Source organism: Trabulsiella odontotermitis (assembly GCF_030053895.1).
Taxonomy (GTDB): Bacteria; Pseudomonadota; Gammaproteobacteria; order Enterobacterales; family Enterobacteriaceae; genus Trabulsiella; species Trabulsiella odontotermitis_C.
Genome location: NZ_CP125781.1, coordinates 3776078 through 3795525, shown reverse-complemented (window position 1 = coordinate 3795525; position 19448 = coordinate 3776078). Strand labels below are relative to the sequence as shown.

The window sequence follows — 19448 nt, the reverse complement described above, 5'->3', positions numbered from 1 at the left end:
CGTAAAAATGTGATGTTACGCACACTTTACGGCTAACGTTTTGTTTCTTAACTACTGTAATGCTGGCGGTCCATTTCCGGGACGTGGACTCGCCAGCAAATCGAGAATTTTTCGCTTTCTTTACTCTGACGCCAGTCGACGAAAGATTTTGCTTTCCGTATAGTGGCGGCAATTTTTTGTATCCGGGAAACTTTCAATGATCAGTCTGATTGCGGCGTTAGCGGTAGATCGCGTAATTGGCATGGAAAACGCCATGCCGTGGAATTTGCCAGCCGATCTCGCCTGGTTCAAACGCAATACGTTAAACAAGCCGGTGGTGATGGGACGCCTGACGTGGGAATCCATCGGTCGTCCTCTGCCAGGGCGGAAGAATATCGTCATCAGCAGCCAGCCGGGCACTGATGATCGCGTGCAGTGGGTGAAATCGGTGGATGAAGCCATCGCTGCCTGCGGTGACGTTGAAGAGATCATGGTGATTGGCGGCGGGCGTATCTACGCGCAGTTCCTGCCGAAAGCCCAGCGTCTTTATCTGACGCATATTGACGCGGAAGTGGAAGGCGATACCCATTTCCCGGATTACGATCCGGATGAATGGGAATCGGTTTTTAGCGAATTCCACGACGCCGATGGACAGAACTCGCACAGTTACTGTTTTGAAATCCTGGAACGCCGTTGATGAAACGCCCTCTCCCTGCCGGGAGAGGGGCAATTATGAAGCAACGGCCTCGTCGTCTTCACCCAGATCCATCTGGCGATTTGATGGCTGGATAAAGTATGCTTTATCTTCCCAGCGCAGGCAGGTCAATACACCGCCCCAGCAACAGCCAGTATCCAGACCATAAATCCCTTCCGGGGTTCCCTGGCCTTCCAGCGACGCCCAGTGACCAAACACCACGCTGTATTCGTCCGTCACCGGCCCTTTCAGTGCAAACCACGGTTTCAGCGGCGCCGGGACATTTTCCGGCGACTCTTTGCTGTACATGTCTAACTGCCCGTTAGGGAAGCAGTAGCGCATGCGGGTCAGGGCATTGGTGATGAAACGCAGCCGGGCGAGGCCGCTCAGTTCCGGCGACCAGTGGTTGGGCAGGTCGCCATACATCGCATCCAGGAAGAAGGGATAGGAGTCGCTGCGCAACACCGCTTCTACATCGCGGGCGCATTGCTTCATCGTGTCGATATCCCACTGCGGCGTGACGCCGGCATGGACCATCAACAGCTTCTTCTCTTCATCGATTTGCAGCAATGGCTGACGGCGCAGCCAGTTGATAAGCTCGTCGGCATCTGGTGCTTCCAGCAACGGCGTCAGACGATCTTTAGGTTTATTGCGGCTGATCCCGGCGAAAATAGCCAGCAGGTGCAGATCGTGGTTGCCGAGCACCATACGTACGCTATCGCCAAGCGATTTAACAAAACGCAGAACTTCTAACGAACCAGGGCCGCGAGCAACAAGGTCGCCAGTCAGCCAAAGGGTGTCACGTTCAGGTGAGAAATCTACCTGTTTCAACAATGAAATCAGTTCATCGTAGCAACCGTGAACGTCACCGATTAAGTATGTCGACATTGTATTAGTGAATTTGAGTTGGTACAGCCAGACGGAATACGGGAATGTCTATCTGGAAGGCGTTCCCGTGTAAATCGACCATCTCATAATGGCCTTGCATGGTGCCCAACGGCGTCTCAATGACAGCGCCGCTGGTATACTGGAATTCTTCGCCAGGGGCGATATGCGGCTGCTCGCCAACGACGCCTTCGCCCTGAACTTCAGTTTCACGACCATGACCGTTGGTGATTAACCAGTAACGGCCCTGAAGCTGGACGGACGATCGCCCCAGATTGCGGATGGTGACGGTATAAGCGAAAACGTAACGTTCTTCGTCCGGGGAGGACTGGGATTCGATGTAAACGCTTTGCACCTGCACACAAACAAGGGGCTTATCGTTCATACTTTAGCTCTCTTTCGTGGGGGCATTGTCGGTCAGCCAGTTTGCCAGCAGACAATACTGCGCGACGGAAATATTCTCGGCGCGCATGGCCGGATCGATTCCCAGCGCTGTCAGAACCTCAACGCTGAAGACATTCCCCAGACTGTTGCGAATCGTTTTACGGCGCTGGTTAAACGCTTCGGTGGTGATGCGGCTTAACGCACGCACCTCTTTCACCGGATGCGGCATCACGGCGTGAGGTACCAGCCGTACTACGGCGGAATCCACCTTCGGTGGCGGCGTAAACGCGCCAGGCGGCACTTCCAGCACCGGGATAACCTGGCAGTAGTACTGCGCCATGACGCTTAATCGACCATACGCTTTACTGTTTGGTCCTGCAACCAGACGATTAACCACCTCTTTTTGCAGCATGAAATGCATGTCAGCAATCGCATCAGTATAGCTAAACAGGTGGAACATCAGCGGCGTGGAGATGTTATAAGGCAGGTTACCAAAGACGCGCAGCGGTTGTCCCATCTCCTGAGACAGTTTGCCGAAGTCCATGGTCATGGCGTCCTGCTGGTAAATCGTCAGCTTCGGGCCGAGGAACGGGTGTGTTTTCAGCCGTGCCGCCAGGTCGCGGTCAAGCTCGATAACAGTGAGCTTATCCAGACGTTCGCCGACGGGTTCTGTCAGTGCTGCGAGACCAGGGCCGATTTCGACCATCGCCTGGCCTTTCTGTGGATTGATAGCCGAGACGATACTTTCGATCACAAACTGATCGTTGAGGAAGTTTTGCCCGAAACGTTTACGGGCTAAGTGGCCCTGATGGACTCGATTATTCATTGAGAGTTAACAATCATTTTGATGGCGAGATTAAGCGCCGTAATAAAACTGCCGACTTCCGCTTCGCCTTTGCCCGCCAAATCAAGGGCGGTGCCGTGGTCAACGGAAGTTCGAATAAAAGGCAGGCCTAGTGTAATGTTTACGCCACGGCCAAAGCCCTGGTATTTTAACACGGGCAGGCCCTGATCGTGGTACATTGCGAGCACGGCATCCGCATGGTCGAGATACTTCGGCTGAAAGAGCGTATCGGCAGGTAGCGGGCCGCTCAGGTGCATTCCCTTCGCGCGCATCTCTTCCAGTACCGGAATAATGGTGTCTATCTCTTCCGTTCCCATATGGCCGCCTTCACCCGCGTGCGGATTCAGACCGCACACCAGCACGTGCGGATGCGCAATACCAAACTTGTTCTGCAGATCGTCGTGCAAAATGGTGATCACTTCCCGCAGCAGATCCGGCGTGATGGCGTCGCTGATGGCCTTCAGTGGCAGATGCGTAGTTGCCAGCGCCACCCGCAACTCTTCGGTCGCCAGCATCATAACCACTTTGCTGGCCTGTGAACGCTCCTCGAAGAATTCGGTGTGGCCGGTAAACGCGATCCCCGCATCATTGATGATACCTTTATGCACCGGGCCGGTGATCAGTGCGGCAAACTCGCCGCTCACGGCACCATCACAGGCGCGTGCCAGCGTTTCAACCACATAGGGGCCGTTAAGCACGTTGAGAACACCGGGCTCCGTCGGAGCATGCAGGGAAACGGGCAGAAGGGTTAGCGTGCCCGCGCGTTGCGGGAGTGCGGGTTGCCCGGGGTGATAAGGCAGGAGCGTCAACGGCAAACCGAGCGTTGCCGCCCGGTTTATCAGTAAATCGCCATCTGCACAAACGACCAGCTCGACCGGCCAGTCGCGTTGCGCGAGCTGAGCCACGAGATCCGGGCCAATCCCGGCAGGTTCGCCGGGAGTGATTACGACACGATACGTCATTAGTTGCTCAGAATTTTCACATACGCGCTGGCGCGTTGTTCCTGCATCCAGGTGGCGGCTTCTTCCGCAAACTTACGGTTCATCAGCATACGGTAAGCACGGTCTTTCTGCGCCGCGTCGGTTTTATCAACGTTGCGGGTATCCAGCAGTTCAATCAGATGCCAGCCGAAAGAGGAATGAACCGGGCCGCTCATCTGGCCTTTGTTCAGCCGGGTCAGCGCATCACGGAATGCCGGATCGTACATATCTGGCGCGCCCCAGCCTAAATCACCGCCCTGGTTAGCAGAGCCGGGATCCTGGGAGAATTCTTTTGCCGCATCAGCAAAACTGGTTTTGCCGCTCTTAATATCTGCCGCGATTTGCTCAAGCTTCGCACGTGCCTGATCGTCGCTCATGATCGGCGACGGTTTCAGCAGGATGTGGCGGGCATGAACTTCGGTCACTGAAATGCTTTGCGACTGACCGCGCAGGTCATTCACTTTCAGCACGTGGAAACCAACGCCGGAGCGGACAGGACCAACCACATCGCCTTTCTTCGCGGTGCTCAGCGCCTGTGCGAAAATAGACGGCAGTTCCTGGATACGACCCCAGCCCATCTGTCCGCCTTTCAGCGCCTGTTGGTCAGCAGAGTACGTGATCGCCAGTTTGCCGAAATCCGCACCGTTACGCGCCTGATCGACAATAGAACGCGCCTGGGTTTCAGCCTCGTTGACCTGATCGGAGGTCGGGTTTTCCGGCAGCGCGATCAGGATATGGCTCAGATTCAGCTCTGTGCTCGCGTCGTTCTGATTGCCCACCTGCTTCGCCAGCGACTCAACTTCCTGCGGCAACACGGTAATGCGGCGACGCACTTCGTTGTTACGCACTTCAGAGATGATCATCTCTTTGCGGATCTGGTTGCGGTAGGTGTTGTAGTTGATCCCGTCGTAGGCCAGACGGCTGCGCATCTGATCCATCGACATATTGTTCTGTTTAGCAATGTTGGCGATCGCCTGATCGAGCTGCTCGTCAGTGACCTTGACGCCCATTTTCTGGCCCATCTGCAAAACAATCTGGTCCATGATCAGACGTTCGAGGATCTGATGGCGTAAGGTGGCGTCATCCGGCAACTGCTGCCCGGCCTGACCGGCATTAAGTTTCACCGATTGCATCAAACCATCAACGTCGCTTTCCAGCACGACGCCGTTATTGACGACGGCAGCTACTTTATCGACAACCTGCGGGGCCGCGAAGCTGGTATTCGCTATCATAGCGAGACCGAGAAGCAGCGTTTTCCAGTTCTTCATACTTTTTCCATTTTTACCCGCCGCAATGGCGGTTTTCGTTGCAAATTAATGTCATTACAAGGAACTACGATACGGCAGAATATTCGAGCGCAGCATCTGCTGTGTGCCGAGGCCGTAGTTGGAACTGAGGCCACGGAGCTCGATGTTGAAGCCAATAACGTTGTCGTATTTGCTCTGGTTGTTTTGGGTATCCCAGCCGTTAAGTTTGCGCTCGTAACCGACGCGGATCGCATAACAGCAGGAGTTGTACTGCACGCCCAGCATCTGGTCGGCAGGCTTGTTCGAATTGGTGTCGAAGTAGTAAGCCCCAACGATTGACCAGCGGTCAACCAACGGCCAGCTTGCCACTGCGCCCACCTGAGAAATCCCGTCTTTCGTCTGCTCACGTGTTGAATAAGAACTGGGTAACGTCGCCTGGATATACTCCGGGCTGGCGTAGCGATAGTTAAACTGAATCAGACGGTCTTCATCACGACGATATTCAATGGTCGCGGAGCTGTTGGCAATGTTGTCCAGACGGGTATCGTACTGAACGCCGCCACGCAGACCCCAGCGATCAGAGATGCGCCAGTAAGTATCGCCCGCCCACACCAGCGAGCCGGTTTTGTTGTCTTTTTCCCAGTTGATATTGTCATCACCGGTACGAGACTCGGTGAAATAGTAGATTTGACCTACTGAAACGTTAAATTGTTCAACGGCAGCGGCATCATAAACGCGAGTTGTGACGCCGGTCGTGACCTGGTTAGCTGACGCGATGCGGTCAAGGCCGCCATAGGTACGGTCACGGAACAGGCCGCTGTAATCAGACTGCAGCAACGAGGAGTCGTAGTTATTGATATTGCTCTGGTCTTTATACGGCACGTACAGGTACTGCACGCGCGGCTCCAGCGTCTGGGAGTAGCCTTCTTCCCAGTTCATGTCACGCTCAAAGACCATTTTGCCATCGGCTTTAAACTGCGGCAGTACGCGGCTGACGGACTCATCAAGCTGGTTATTGCTGCTGTTTCCGTTCCACGTTTCGAGGTTGGTCTGCTGGTAGTGCGTCGCCATCAGCTTAGCTTCGGTGTTGAGGCTGGCCCACTCGTTCGACAACGGCAGATTGATGACCGGTTCGAGGTGAACACGGGTCGCTTCCGGCATATTCGACTGTGTGTTCACAAAGTGAACTGCCTGGCCATAAATGCGCGTGTCGAACGGCCCGACATCGTTCTGGTACCAGTTGACGTCCAGCTGTGGTTCCGCAGAGTAACTGCTGCGGGACTGGCTATCGAATACCTGGAACTGTTTGGTCGACACCGTGGCGTTGAAGTTTTGCAGCGCATAGCCGACGCTGAATTTTTGCGTCGCGTAGCCATCGGTACTGGAGCCGTATTTTGAATCGAAATCGTTATAGTAGGTGGAGTCGCTGACTTTGGTGTAGTCGACGTTGAAGCGCCACACCTGATCCATCACACCCGCATGTCGCCAGTAGAACAACCAGCGGTGTTTGCTGTCTTCACCCGGATGCTGACCGGCGTTGTATTCATCCTGATACACATTGTCTGAGGGAAGATAGTCAAATTCGACCAGACCTGAACCGGCCTGCGTCAGGTAGCGGAATTCGTTCTGCCACTGGATATTGCCACGTTTATGGATGTAGTGCGGCGTAATGGTGGCATCGAAGTTCGGCGCGATGTTCCAGTAATACGGAAGATAAAACTCGAAATAGTTGGTGGTGCTGTATTTCGCGTTAGGGATCAGGAAACCTGAACGACGTTTGTCACCCACCGGCAACTGCAGATAAGGGCTGTAAAAGACCGGAACCGGACCAAGCTTAAAACGTGCGTTCCAGATTTCCGCAACCTGCTCTTCGCGGTCATGGATCACTTCGCTGCCCACCACGCTCCAGGTATTCGAACCCGGCAGACAGGAGGTGAACGTACCGTTATCCAGAATGGTATAGCGGTTTTCACCGCGCTGTTTCATGACGTCAGCAGTACCACGACCCTGACGCCCCACCATCTGGTAATCGCCTTCCCAGACGTTGGTATCTTTGGTATTCAGATTCGACCAGGCTTTCGGACCTTTCAGGATTACCTGATTGTCATCATAGTGTACATTGCCCAACGCATCGACCGTACGCACAGGGTCAGCCTGACCTTCCGCCTGCTTCTGGTGAAGCTGGATCTCATCCGCCTGCAGGCGACTGTTCCCCTGATTCACATCGACATTGCCGGTAAATACCGCGTTATCGGGGTAATCCCCTTTTGCATGATCGGCATTAATGGTGACCGGCAGATTATTAGTATCGCCTTGTACCAGAGGACGGTTATAACTTGGTACGCCCAGCATACATTGTGATGCGAGATCGGCAGCCAGGCTCTGCTGGCTGTATAAGGCGCTGGCAATCATGGTCGCCAGGAGGGTGGGAATACGTTTTTTCATACGTTGTATTTGTTGTTCCGTCATCTGTGGCATTGCTGGCAAACGGTCAGAGACTAACGTACTCATCATCATGACGCTAGTCTTTATACTCGCCATCGGCATCCAAATGATGCTGTATATATGTCCGTTTCACGCCGGAGGTGTTAGGCACCGTGTCGAATGACGAGTATGATAATGCAAATTTTAGCCGCTGGCATGACGAATTGGACGATTTGGGGAGTATATGCAGTATTGGGGAAAAGTGATTGGTGTTGCTATCGCATTAATGATGGGTGGCGGCTTCTGGGGTGTGGTACTCGGTTTTCTTGTCGGACATATGTTCGATCAGGCTCGCGCACGCAGATTACATGGTTTTGCCAATCAGCAGGCGCGCCAGTCGTTATTCTTTGCGACCACCTTTGAAGTCATGGGGCACCTGACCAAATCGAAGGGTCGCGTCACCGAAGCGGATATCCATATCGCCACGCAGTTAATGGATCGCATGAACCTTCATGGCGAATCCCGCGAGGCGGCACAACAGGCGTTTCGCGTTGGTAAAGCGGATAACTACCCGCTGCGGGAAAAGATGCGCCAGCTGCGCAGCGTTTGTTTTGGTCGCTTTGATTTGATTAGGATGTTTCTGGAAATTCAAATCCAGGCCGCCTTTGCGGACGGCAATTTGCATCCGAACGAGCGCGAGGTGTTGTTTGTCATTGCTGACGAACTCGGGATCTCCCGCCAGCAGTTTGAAATGTTCCTGCGCATGATGCAGGGCGGTGCTCAGTTTGGCGGCGGTTATCAGCAGCAGTCACAGGGTGGTGGCTGGCAACAGGCGCAGCGCGGACCGACGCTGGAAGACGCCTGTAATGTGTTAGGCGTAAAACCAACGGATGATAACGCCACGATCAAGCGTGCTTACCGCAAGCTGATGGCAGAGCATCACCCGGACAAGCTGGTCGCGAAAGGCTTACCGCCGGAAATGATGGAAATGGCGAAGCAAAAAGCGCAGGAAATTCAGAAAGCGTACGAGCTGATCAAAGAGCAGAAAGGGATTAAATAATCATCACGCCCCGGTAAAGGGGCGTGCATTCAGAAATCGACCGGCGCTTTAAACGTCATGCTGTTGCCGTAGGCCGGGTGGGTGATCGTCAACGTTTCCGCATGCAGCAGCAGGCGCGGCGCCATAGCCAGCGCTTCCGCAGAGGCGTAAAACCGATCGCCAAGAATGGGATGGCCCAGCGCCAGCATATGCACACGCAACTGATGGGAGCGTCCGGTTATCGGTTTTAGTACCACGCGTGCGGTATTATCGCTTGCATATTCCACCACCTCATACCCGGTTTGCGCCGCTTTCCCCGTTTCATAACACACCTTCTGCTTTGGCCGGTTCGGCCAGTCGCAAATCAGCGGTAAATCCACGATACCTTCGGCGTTTTCAGGATGCCCCCACACACGCGCCACGTACTGTTTTTTCGGCTCGCGTTCGCGGAACTGGCGTTTCAGCTCGCGCTCCGCGTTTTTGGTCAGGGCGACGACAATCACGCCGCTGGTCGCCATATCCAGACGATGCACCGACTCCGCCTGCGGATAATCACGCTGAATGCGGGTCATGATGCTGTCTTTATGCTCTTCCAGACGACCCGGCACGGACAACAGGCCGCTGGGCTTGTTGACCACCATGATATGGTCATCCTGATAAAGAATGACCAGCCACGGCTCGGTTGGCGGATTGTAGTTTTCCATTCCCATAAAGGGCTCCTGTTACTGGTGTGTCACCACAACCAGACGCAGCGCATCCAGACGCCAGCCAGCCTGCGATAAGCTTTCCAGCACCTGCTGACGGTTACTTTCGATTGCTGCCAGTTCGTCGTCACGGATATTCGGGTTGACGGCTTTCAGCGCTTCCAGACGCGACAGTTCCGCGCTCAGCTTATCATCCGCTTCGCGACGGGCCGCCTCAATCAGTGCACGGGCGGCTTTTTCCACCTGCGCTTCCCCCTGTTGCAGGATCGCATGCACATCCGGCTGTACGGCGTTCACCAGCTTGCTGCCAGTATGGCGGTTCACTGCGCTCAACTGACGGTTGAAGCTTTCAAACTCCACCTGACCGGCCAGGTTGTTGCCGTTCTTATCGAGCAGCATACGTACCGGCGTTGGCGGCAGGAAGCGGTGCAGCTGCAGCTGTTTCGGTGCCTGCGCTTCGACAACGTATATCAGCTCCAGCAGCAACGTACCCACTGGCAGCGCTTTGTTTTTCAGAAGCGAAATGGTGCTGCTGCCGGTATCGCCGGAGAGGATCAGGTCGAGACCGTTACGGATCAGCGGGTGCACCCAGGTGATGAACTGCGCGTCTTCGCGGGACAGGGCGACATCGCGTTCAAACGTAATGGTGCAGCCATCTTCCGGCAGGCCAGGGAAATCCGGCACCAGCATATGATCGGACGGCGTCAGGACAATCATATTTTCGCCGCGGTCATCCTGGTTGATGCCAATGATGTCGAACAGGTTCATGGCGAAATTAATCAGCCCGGTATCATCATCCTGCTCTTCAATGCTCTCCGCAAGCTGCTGCGCTTTTTCACCGCCGTTGGAGTGAATTTCCAGCAGGCGGTCACGACCCTGCTCCAGTTGGGCTTTCAGGGCATCATGTTGTTCGCGGCAGGATTTGATCAGATCATCGAAACCGTCATTCTCTTCCGGCGCCGCCAGGTAGTTAATCAACTGGCTGTAAACACTGTCGTAAATCGCGCGACCGGTCGGGCAGGTATGTTCAAAGGCATCTAAGCCTTCGTGATACCAGCGCACCAGCACCGACTGGGCGGTTTTTTCTAAATACGGAACGTGGATCTGAATGTCGTGCGCCTGACCGATACGGTCAAGACGCCCGATACGCTGCTCCAGCAGGTCCGGGTTAAACGGCAGATCGAACATCACCAGGTGGCTGGCGAACTGGAAGTTGCGGCCTTCTGATCCGATTTCGGAGCACAGCAGCACCTGGGCGCCGGTATCTTCTTCAGCAAACCAGGCGGCAGCGCGGTCGCGTTCGATAATCGACATTCCTTCATGGAAGACGGCGGCGCGAATACCTTCCCGCTCGCGCAACACCTGTTCCAGCTGGAGCGCCGTGGCGGCTTTGGCGCAAATCACCAGCACCTTCTGTGAACGATGGCTGGTCAGGTAGCCCATCAGCCATTCAACACGCGGGTCGAAGTTCCACCAGGTGCCGCTGTCGCCTTCAAATTCCTGATAGATCTGCTCCGGATAAAGCATGTCGCGGGCACGCTCTTCAGCACTTTTGCGCGCACCCATAATGCCGGAGACTTTAATCGCCGTCTGATACTGCGTCGGCAGCGGCAGCTTGATGGTATGCAGTTCGCGTTTCGGGAAACCTTTCACGCCATTGCGGGTGTTGCGGAACAACACGCGGCTGGTGCCGTGTCGGTCCATCAGCATGGTGATCAGCTCCTGACGTGCATCTTCGGCGCCGTCGCGATCGCTGTTTGCCATCTGCAGCAGCGGTTCAATATCCTGCTCGCCAATCAGATCGCCAAAGGTATTCAGTTGTTCGTCATTCAGACGCGTCCCTGCCAGCAGCAGCGCCACGGCATCGGCGATCGGGCGGTAATTTTTCTGCTCAGCGACAAACTGGGCGAAGTCGTGAAAACGGTTCGGATCCAGCAGGCGCAAACGGGCGAAGTGGCTTTCCATCCCGAGCTGTTCAGGGGTCGCCGTCAACAGCAACACGCCTGGCACACGGGCAGCCAGTTGCTCAATGGCCTGATATTCACGGCTCGGCGCCGCTTCGCTCCACACCAGATGATGGGCTTCATCGACCACCATCAGATCCCATTCAGCGTCGCACAGATGTTCCAGACGCTCTTTATTACGGCGCACGAAATCGAGGGAACAGATCACCAACTGTTCGGTATCAAATGGGTTGTCAGCGTCATGTTGCGCTTCGGCGTAGCGTTCGTCGTCAAACAGCGCGAAACGCAGGTTGAAACGACGCAGCATTTCGACAAGCCACTGATGCTGCAGGGTTTCCGGCACGATAATCAGCACGCGCTCGGCGGCGCCGGACAGCAATTGCTGATGCAGCACCATCCCGGCTTCAATGGTCTTTCCCAGACCCACTTCATCCGCCAGCAACACGCGAGGCGCGTGGCGACGGCCAACATCATGGGCGATGTGCAACTGATGCGGGATCAGCGACGTACGCTGGCCGCGCAGGCCGCTCCACGGCATACGGTACTGCTCGCTCTGGTATTTGCGGGCGCGGTAGCGCAGGGCGAAGCGATCCATCCGGTCGATCTGCCCGGCGAACAGGCGGTCCTGGGGTTTGCTGAACACCAGTTTGCTGTCGAGTAACACTTCACGCAGCATCACGTTGGCTTCCTGCGTGTCCTGGCGGGTACCGATGTAGGCCAGCAGGCCTTTTTCTTCAATCACTTCATCAACGAGGAGTTGCCAGCCGTCGTGGCTGGTGACGGTGTCGCCCGGGTTAAACATAACGCGGGTGATAGGGGAGTCGTTGCGTGCGTACAGACGGTTTTCACCTGTCGCCGGAAAAAGAAGGGTTACCATGCGCGTGTCCAGCGCTACTACGGTTCCTAATCCCAGTTCGCTCTCTGTATCGCTAATCCAGCGTTGACCAAGTGTAAAAGGCATATGTATTCGGCTCTATCTTTAATTGCAGGCAATAGTTCATCACCGTCGGTGCTGCTGACGGTAATCAAAATTGGGGCCAGGAATGGAAAGGGCGCTATGGTACTGGAAGCCGATGACTTAGTCACCTGTCAAAACAGCCCCATTTGCCCTGTCAGTATTGTAGCAAAGTCGTCGTCGACGAAAGGGAGTATTCCATCGGCAACGGGTTGTAATTGTTTTGACAAATAGTGTTCATAATCGAGCGGCGACTGCTGATAGGCCACAGGTTCAGGGCCGCTGGTGGTCCAGACGTACTTGATGGAGCCGCGACGCTGATACTGCAACGGGCGACCCAGTCGGGCGTTATGTTCATCCGCCTGCCGCGCCGCGCGTACGTGTGGCGGTACGTTGCGCTGATACTCCGCCAGCGGACGCCGGAGCTGTTTACGGTACACCAGCTGTTCATCCAGCTCGCCGGCCATCAGCTTATCGATCGTCTCACGAATGTAGTCACGATAGGGTTCATTGCGGAAAATGTGTAAGTAGAGCGTCTGCTGAAACTGTTGCGCCAGCGGCGTCCAGTCGGTGCGCACCGTTTCCAGCCCTTTGAATAACATGCGCTGGCTGTCGCCTTCCTGAATCATGCCTGCGTAACGCTTTTTGCTGCCGGTTTCGGTACCGCGAATGGTTGGCATTAAAAAGCGGCAAAAATGGGTTTCGAATTCCAGCTCCAGCGCGCTGGTCAGCCCCTCTTTTTGCAGTTCCTTTTCCCACCACGCATTGACGTGTTTCACCAGTTGCTGGCCGATCTGCGCCGCGTCCTCTTCCGTATGTGCGCGTTTGAGCCAGACGAAGGTGGAATCGGTATCGCCATAAATCACGTCATAGCCCTGCGATTCGATCAGCGCTTTTGTCTGGCGCATGATTGCATGACCGCGCATGGTAATCGACGACGCCAGCCGTGGATCAAAAAAGCGGCACGCGCTGGTGCCCAGTACGCCGTAAAAGGCGTTCATGATGATCTTCAGCGCCTGTGACAGCGGTTTGTTTTTATGCTGTTTTGCCTCGTCTCGCCCGTGCCAGATTTGGCTGACGATCCCGGGCAGGCAATGTTTTTCTCGCGAAAAACGGGCACCGAGAAACCCTTCCGTACTGTGCTCAGGATCCGGCTGCGCCATCCCTTCGACCAGCCCGACGGGATCGATGAGAAAAGTGCGAATAATGGACGGATACAGACTTTTGTAATCGAGTACCAGCACCGAATCATACAGTCCGGGCCGTGAATCCATCACATACCCGCCGGGGCTTGCCTGTGGCGGCACTTCACCGAGGTTGGGGGCTACGTACCCCAGGCGATGCATGCGCGGAAAATAGAGATGGCTGAAGGCGGCGACAGAACCGCCATGGCGATCGACCGGCAGGCCGTTAACGGTGGCGCGTTCCAGTAAAAACGGCATGATTTCCGTTTTATGGAAAATTCGCGTGACCAGTTCACAGTCTTTCAAGTTATAAGTGGCCAGTGCGGGTTTATCTTCGGCGAAACGGCGGTCAATTTCATCCATCCTGTCCCACGGGTTATCGATGGACTTGCCTTCGCCGAGCAATTCCTGGGAAACAGCTTCCAGAGAAAAAGAGGAGAAGCTCCAGAAGGCTGATTTCAGGGCCTCAATGCCGTCGATAATCACCCGTCCGTCGGCCTGCGCAAAGAAGACGCCATTTTTAAAACCGTGCTCCCGCCACTCTATTTCGCTGCCATTACGGCCCAGCAAAAGTGGGACACGATAACGCTCAGCGTGCTTTTGCAGAACGCGTAAATCGAACTGCACCACGCTCCAGCCGATAACGACGTCCGGATCGTGTTCAGCAAACCAGGCGTTGAGTTTTTCCAGTAATTGCGGACGGCTGTTGACATATTCCAGCCGGAAATCCAGCCCGGAAGGATCGCCATTTTGCGGGCCGAGCATATACACTGTGCGCTGACCACAACCTTCGAGCCCGATGCAGTAAAGCTCGCCATGGCGATTGGTTTCGATATCCAGCGAGACCCATTTCAGCGGTGGGCGATAATGCGGGCTGGGTTTCATTCGGACGTTGACCAGCGCATCACCACGCGCCTCGCCTTCGACCCAAACCGGCGCGGTAATAAACCGCTCCATCAGAAAACGTTCCGGCGGACGAATGTCGGCTTCATAGACTGTCACGCCGTTTTCACGTAGCAGCTTGTCGAGACGCATCAACTGGCGGTGAGAGCGACAATAAAGCCCCATCACTGGCTGACGGTGGAAATCGTTGAGTTCCAGCGGCGCGAGGCGCCAGCCGTTTTCGCCACGCAAGAGCTGGTTTACTTTTTCACTCAGCCGGGCAGGGATAAACGCCACCGACTCCTGTGGCGGCAGCGTCACTTTCAGCGGGCCGTGATCCGTCGCCAGCCAGAAATCAACTTCTGTGCCCTGTGGGGTATCCCGCCAGTGACGGGTGAGTAAAAAACCTTCTCGCGCCTGCGCCACGCTGCATTCTCACAATACAAAACCAGGCGTTAGTATAACCTGGTTTTTACTCATGTACTGATTTTTTATACAGTGCAATAATCAGCGGGAGATTTCAAATAACTCCAGTTCAAGCGTGTCCGATTTCTGATAAACGCAATAGCGCTGGTAGTTGTTCGCATAATTATTGGGATCATGGTATAGCCAGAGACAATCATTTTTAATGGGGCGATTCATAGCCTTAAGAAAATCGAGAAGTTTCGCTTTTTGTTCGGCGCGATTCGTAATGTCTTTCCACGTGATGATAAACCGGCTCTGCTGATTATCCGCATCGTAGGAATAGCTATATTCAACATGGGTTGATACTGTCGGTACCTTTTTTAAGGAATCCGGCGTATACAGCCAATACGAAAACGTGTCGCTATGTCTGTAGTGATGATCGCCAGATGTCAGGGCAAACCAACCGAAGAGCAGCGCAGGCGGCAATAGGAGGATAGCTGATAATAATAAAATCCATTTCTTCATTTACCCGTAATTCCTGAGGGCATATTGAGGGAGCGAAAATAAGCAGATTGCGCTGTTTATAACAAAGGAGATATGGTGAAACAAATGCCATATATTTATCGTTTAAAACAACTGATAGAGAATAGATATAATTAAGAAGGTGCCTGCAAAACAGGCACGCTTTTGAAAATTACTGCCCGTAATACGCTTTCGCGCCGTGCTTACGCAGGTAGTGTTTATCCAGCAGCGTTTGCTGCATATCTGGCAACTGTGGCACTAACTGGCGGCAGAAAATCCCCATACAGGCGACTTCTTCCAGCACGATGGCGTTATGCACGGCATCTTCTGCGTTTTTTCCCCATGCGAACGGACCGTGGGAGTGCACCAGTACGCCGGGCATTTGCGCGGCGTCGAGACCTTGCTGTTTAAAGGTTTCGACAATCACGTTTCCGGTTTCCCACTCGTACTCGCCGTTAATTTCCGCATCGGTCATTTTGCGGGTGCAGGGGATCGCACCATAAAAATAGTCGGCATGCGTGGTGCCGGTTGCCGGGATGGGCAGTCCGGCCTGCGCCCAGATGGTGGCGTGGCGGGAGTGCGTATGCACGATACCGCCGATGTCCGGAAATGCGCGATACAACAAGCGGTGGGTCGGGGTGTCTGATGAGGGTTTTTTTCGCCCCTCAACCACGTCACCGCTTTCCAGGCTGACGACGACCATATCCTCCGCGGTCATCGCACCGTACTCGACGCCGGAAGGCTTAATGACAAACACGCCATGTTCGCGATCGACCGCGCTGACATTGCCCCAGGTCAGGGTCACCAGGTTGTGCTTCGGCAGCGCCAGATTGGCTTCCAGCACCTGCCGTTTCAGTTCTTCAAGCATTGTGCGCTCCTTGTGCCGGTGGCGATGCGCCACCGGCGAGGGGGTTAGCGTTTGCTGCCGTAATACACTTCATTCCAGCGCAGCGCGTCTTTATAGGCGGGCAGGCGAGTGTCGTTATCAATCACCGTCAGCTCGATGTCATGCAATTCGCTGAACTGGCGCATATCGTCCAGTGTTAACGCATGGCTGAAGACGGTGTGGTGGGCGCCGCCCGCAATGATCCAGGCTTCTGACGCGGTATTGAGATCCGGGTGTGCCTGCCACAGCGCGTTAGCGACCGGCAGTTTCGGCAGGTTATGCGGCGTTTTGACGGTTTCGATGGTGTTGACCAGCAGGCGGAAACGATCACCCAGATCGATAAGGCTGGCGACGATGGCCGGGCCGGTTTTCGTGTTGAAAATCAGACGAGCCGGATCGGCCTTACCGCCAATACCAAGGTATTGCACGTCGAGGATCGGTTTTTCGTCGGTGGCGATAGTGGGGCACACTTCCAGCATATGCGAACCGAGCACCAGATCGTTGCCGTTGTCGAAGTGATAGGTGTAGTCCTCCATAAAAGAGGTACCGCCCTCGAGGCCCGTTGCCATCACTTTCATGATGCGCAGCAGCGCGGCGGTTTTCCAGTCACCTTCACCAGCAAAGCCGTAGCCCTGCTGCATCAGGCGCTGTACCGCGAGACCCGGCAGTTGTTTCAGGCCATGCAGATCTTCAAAGGTGGTGGTAAACGCATGGAACCCGCCTTGTTCCAGGAAGCGTTTCATGCCAAGTTCGATACGCGCGGCATCCAGCACGTTCTGGCGTTTATCACCGTTGATTTGCGCCGCAGGCGTCAGACGATAAAGACTTTCGTATTCATCGACCAGCGCGTTGACGTCGCCATCGCTGACGGCGTTCACCACCTGCACCAGATCGCCCACCGCCCAGGTATTCACAGAGAAACCGAACTTGATCTGTGCGGCGACTTTATCACCGTCTGTGACCGCCACTTCGCGCATGTTATCGCCGAAACGCACCACTTTCAGATGGCGGGTATCCTGTTTTGAGACTGCCTGACGCATCCACGCGCCGATGCGCTGGTGAGCCTGTTTGTCCTGCCAGTGGCCGGTGACCACGCTGTGTTGCTGGCGCATCCGCGCGCCGATGAAGCCGAACTCGCGACCGCCGTGCGCCGTCTGGTTCAGGTTCATAAAGTCCATGTCGATGCTGTCCCAGGGCAGCGCGGCATTGAACTGGGTATGGAACTGCAACAGGGGTTTGTTCAGGATGGTCAGCCCGTTGATCCACATTTTGGCTGGCGAGAAGGTGTGCAGCCAGACCACCAGACCCGCGCATTTGTTGTCGTAGTTGGCCTCGCGGCAGATATGCGTGATCTCATCCGGTGTGGTGCCGAGCGGTTTCAGCACTAATCTGCAGGGCAGTTTTGCTTCCGCATTAAGGGCGTTGACCACATGCTCGGCATGTTGCGTGACCTGGCGTAGCGTTTCCGCACCGTAAAGGTGCTGACTGCCAATCACAAACCACACTTCATAGTTATTGAAAATCGTCATGTTGAAATCCTTACTGGGTCAGGGCTGCCTGAGAAACGGGTTTAGTCGGAAGGTAATGCTGTTCTGCGCTGACCGCCCATTGCTGGTAGCGCTGGTAGAGCTGTTCGAAGCGTTGAGCCTGCTGCGGGCGCGGCTGAAGCGTGCTTTCGACCTGGCTCGCCATTTTCTGTTGCGCGGCAGGGATATCCGCATGCACACCCGCCGCCACGGCAGCGAAGATAGCCGCACCCAGCGCGCAGCACTGATCGGACGCGACAATCTGCAGCGGTCGGTTCAGCACGTCGCAGCACACCTGCATGATGACCGGGTTTTTACGGGCAATACCGCCCAGCGCCATCACGTTGTTCACCGGGATCCCTTGTGACGTGAAGCACTCCATGATCGCTCTTGCGCCGAAGGCCGTCGCCGCAATCAACCCGCCGAACAGCGCCGGGGCGTCTGTCGCGAGATTCAGGTCAGTAATGACCCCTTTCAGACGCTGGTTAGCGTTGGGGGTTCGGCGACCGTTAAACCAGTCGAGCACGACCGGCAGATGTTCAAGAGAAGGGTTCTTCGCCCACGCGTTAGTCAGCGCAGGCAATAGTTGTTTCTGGCTGGCTTTGATCTCATTTTTCAGTTCAGGATGCTGCGCCGCCAGTTGTTCGAGCGGCCAGCCGAGAATGCGACCAAACCACGCGTAGATATCGCCGAAAGCGGATTGCCCCGCCTCCATACCGATAAAATCAGGCACCACGCTGCCATCGACCTGTCCGCAAATACCTTTCACGGTACGCTCGCCGACGCTGTGCTTATCAGCAATCAGAATGTCGCAAGTGGAGGTCCCAATCACTTTCACCAGCGCGTTAGGCTGCGCACCCGCGCCAACCGCGCCCATGTGGCAATCGAAGGCGCCGCCGGAAATGACGACGTTTTGCGCCAGACCGAGTCGCTGAGCCCACTCGGGGCTCAGCGTGCCGACCGGTACATCGGCAGTGTACGTGTCGGTAAACAGCGGCCAGGCGAGATGATGGTTGATGCACGGGTCAAGTTCATCGAAGAAGCTCGCAGGCGGCAGTCCGCCCCAGCTTTCATGCCATAACGATTTGTGCCCGGCGCTGCAACGACCGCGGCGAAGGGCTTGCGGCGCAGTGGTGCCGGAGAGCAGGGCGGGCACCCAGTCGCACAACTCCACCCACGAAGCCGCCGCGTGGGCGACGTCGCGATCCTGACGGGTGACATGGAGGATTTTGGCCCAGAACCATTCACTGGAATAAATGCCGCCAATGTAGCGGGAGTAGTCGACTTTTCCCGGTGCATGGCACAGACGGGTGATTTCCTCGGCCTCTTCTACCGCCGTATGATCTTTCCACAACACAAACATGGCGTTCGGGTTGTCGGCGAACTCCGGGCGCAGCGCCAGGACGCGGCCTTCGGCATCAACAGGCGCAGGCGTGGAGCCGGTGCTGTCGACACCGATGCCGACCACGTCCCGACGTTCTTCTTCGCTCAGCTCGGCGAGCACATTTTTCACCGCACTTTCCATCGCCTCGATGTAATCGCGTGGGTGATGGCGAAACTGGTTATTTGCCGCATCGCAATAGCGCCCCTCCTGCCAGCGCGGATACCACTCAACGCAGGTGGCAAGTTCTTTTCCGGTGGCGCATTCCACCGCCAGCGCGCGCACTGAATCACTACCAAAATCGAGGCCGATTGCTATTGCCATCGTGTTACTCCATAGAGAAAAACGGGTATGGAGAAACAGTAGATAGCGTGACTAAAAAGAGTCAGGTTGGATTCGCTAATCTTATGGATTAAATCGCTATGGGGTTGCAAAGTGTGATGTCGTGCAAATATTCAATGTGGACTTTTCTGTCGTCTTTATAGACACTTTCGTTACCCGCCAAAATGCGCCTGATTGCCGCTTCTGATGAAAAAAATGTTGAATGGAGCGGGTCTGGAAGT

At 55.3% G+C, this 19448-nt stretch carries 15 protein-coding genes; 2 read left to right on the top strand and 13 right to left on the bottom strand.

Translation table 11 applies throughout. The annotated features are described in order from the left end of the window. Window positions 1-196: 196 nt before the first annotated feature. Entirely contained in the window at window positions 197-676 is a 480-nt protein-coding gene (gene folA / locus QMG90_RS17955; RefSeq protein WP_054178328.1) for a type 3 dihydrofolate reductase, read from the top strand. A gap of 33 nt (window positions 677-709) precedes the next feature. On the opposite strand, the gene apaH is transcribed toward folA, so the two are convergent. From apaH to lptD, 6 genes are read right to left on the bottom strand one after another with little or no spacing between them, the layout of a single operon-like run. Beyond that, the gene (gene apaH / locus QMG90_RS17950; protein ID WP_283280994.1) at window positions 710-1561 is read right to left on the bottom strand and encodes a bis(5'-nucleosyl)-tetraphosphatase (symmetrical) ApaH; all 852 of its coding nucleotides are present in this window, start codon (window positions 1559-1561) and stop codon (window positions 710-712) included. 4 nt (window positions 1562-1565) lie between these two features. Then, window positions 1566-1943: a Co2+/Mg2+ efflux protein ApaG gene (gene apaG, locus QMG90_RS17945; protein ID WP_283280993.1), complete on the bottom strand. Its 378-nt coding sequence runs from the start codon at window positions 1941-1943 to the stop codon at window positions 1566-1568. Between the two features lie 3 nt (window positions 1944-1946). Beyond that, window positions 1947-2768: a 16S rRNA (adenine(1518)-N(6)/adenine(1519)-N(6))-dimethyltransferase RsmA gene (gene rsmA / locus QMG90_RS17940; protein ID WP_283280991.1), complete on the bottom strand. Its 822-nt coding sequence runs from the start codon at window positions 2766-2768 to the stop codon at window positions 1947-1949. Next, window positions 2765-3748, bottom strand: coding sequence for a 4-hydroxythreonine-4-phosphate dehydrogenase PdxA (gene pdxA, locus QMG90_RS17935; RefSeq protein WP_283280990.1), 984 nt, complete (start codon window positions 3746-3748; stop codon window positions 2765-2767). The genes rsmA and pdxA overlap by 4 nt, the downstream gene beginning before the upstream one ends. Further along, window positions 3748-5034, bottom strand: coding sequence for a peptidylprolyl isomerase SurA (gene surA, locus QMG90_RS17930; protein WP_283280989.1), 1287 nt, complete (start codon window positions 5032-5034; stop codon window positions 3748-3750). The genes pdxA and surA overlap by 1 nt, the downstream gene beginning before the upstream one ends. Before the next feature lie 54 nt (window positions 5035-5088). After that, window positions 5089-7458, bottom strand: coding sequence for an LPS assembly protein LptD (gene lptD, locus QMG90_RS17925; protein ID WP_283283997.1), 2370 nt, complete (start codon window positions 7456-7458; stop codon window positions 5089-5091). A gap of 223 nt (window positions 7459-7681) precedes the next feature. Here lptD and djlA point away from each other — a divergent pair, with 223 nt between their 5' ends. Next, the gene (djlA, locus tag QMG90_RS17920) at window positions 7682-8497 is read left to right on the top strand and encodes a co-chaperone DjlA (protein ID WP_283280988.1); all 816 of its coding nucleotides are present in this window, start codon (window positions 7682-7684) and stop codon (window positions 8495-8497) included. Window positions 8498-8526: 29 nt separating this feature from the next. Here djlA and rluA read toward each other — a convergent pair whose 3' ends face one another. The 7 genes from rluA to araB form a co-directional block, all read right to left on the bottom strand. Beyond that, window positions 8527-9186 carry a bifunctional tRNA pseudouridine(32) synthase/23S rRNA pseudouridine(746) synthase RluA gene (rluA, locus tag QMG90_RS17915; protein ID WP_283280987.1) on the bottom strand — a complete coding sequence of 220 codons (660 nt, stop codon included), beginning with the start codon at window positions 9184-9186 and terminating at the stop codon, window positions 8527-8529. A gap of 12 nt (window positions 9187-9198) precedes the next feature. Then, a complete protein-coding gene (gene rapA, locus QMG90_RS17910; protein WP_283280986.1) occupies window positions 9199-12105 on the bottom strand; it encodes an RNA polymerase-associated protein RapA in 2907 nt (968 codons plus the stop codon). Between the two features lie 128 nt (window positions 12106-12233). Then, on the bottom strand, window positions 12234-14591 hold the full coding sequence (gene polB, locus QMG90_RS17905) for a DNA polymerase II (protein WP_283280985.1): 2358 nt from the start codon (window positions 14589-14591) through the stop codon (window positions 12234-12236). 81 nt (window positions 14592-14672) lie between these two features. After that, window positions 14673-15095, bottom strand: a complete 423-nt coding sequence (locus QMG90_RS17900) for a hypothetical protein (RefSeq protein ID WP_283280984.1) — start codon at window positions 15093-15095, stop codon at window positions 14673-14675. A 169-nt stretch (window positions 15096-15264) separates the two neighbouring features. Next, entirely contained in the window at window positions 15265-15960 is a 696-nt protein-coding gene (gene araD / locus QMG90_RS17895; protein ID WP_283280983.1) for an L-ribulose-5-phosphate 4-epimerase, read from the bottom strand. 44 nt (window positions 15961-16004) lie between these two features. Continuing rightward, window positions 16005-17507: an L-arabinose isomerase gene (araA, locus tag QMG90_RS17890; RefSeq protein ID WP_283280982.1), complete on the bottom strand. Its 1503-nt coding sequence runs from the start codon at window positions 17505-17507 to the stop codon at window positions 16005-16007. Between the two features lie 10 nt (window positions 17508-17517). Continuing rightward, window positions 17518-19209 (bottom strand): ribulokinase, encoded by a 1692-nt coding sequence (araB, locus tag QMG90_RS17885; RefSeq protein WP_283280980.1) that lies wholly within the window; start codon window positions 19207-19209, stop codon window positions 17518-17520. Window positions 19210-19448: the final 239 nt, after the last annotated feature.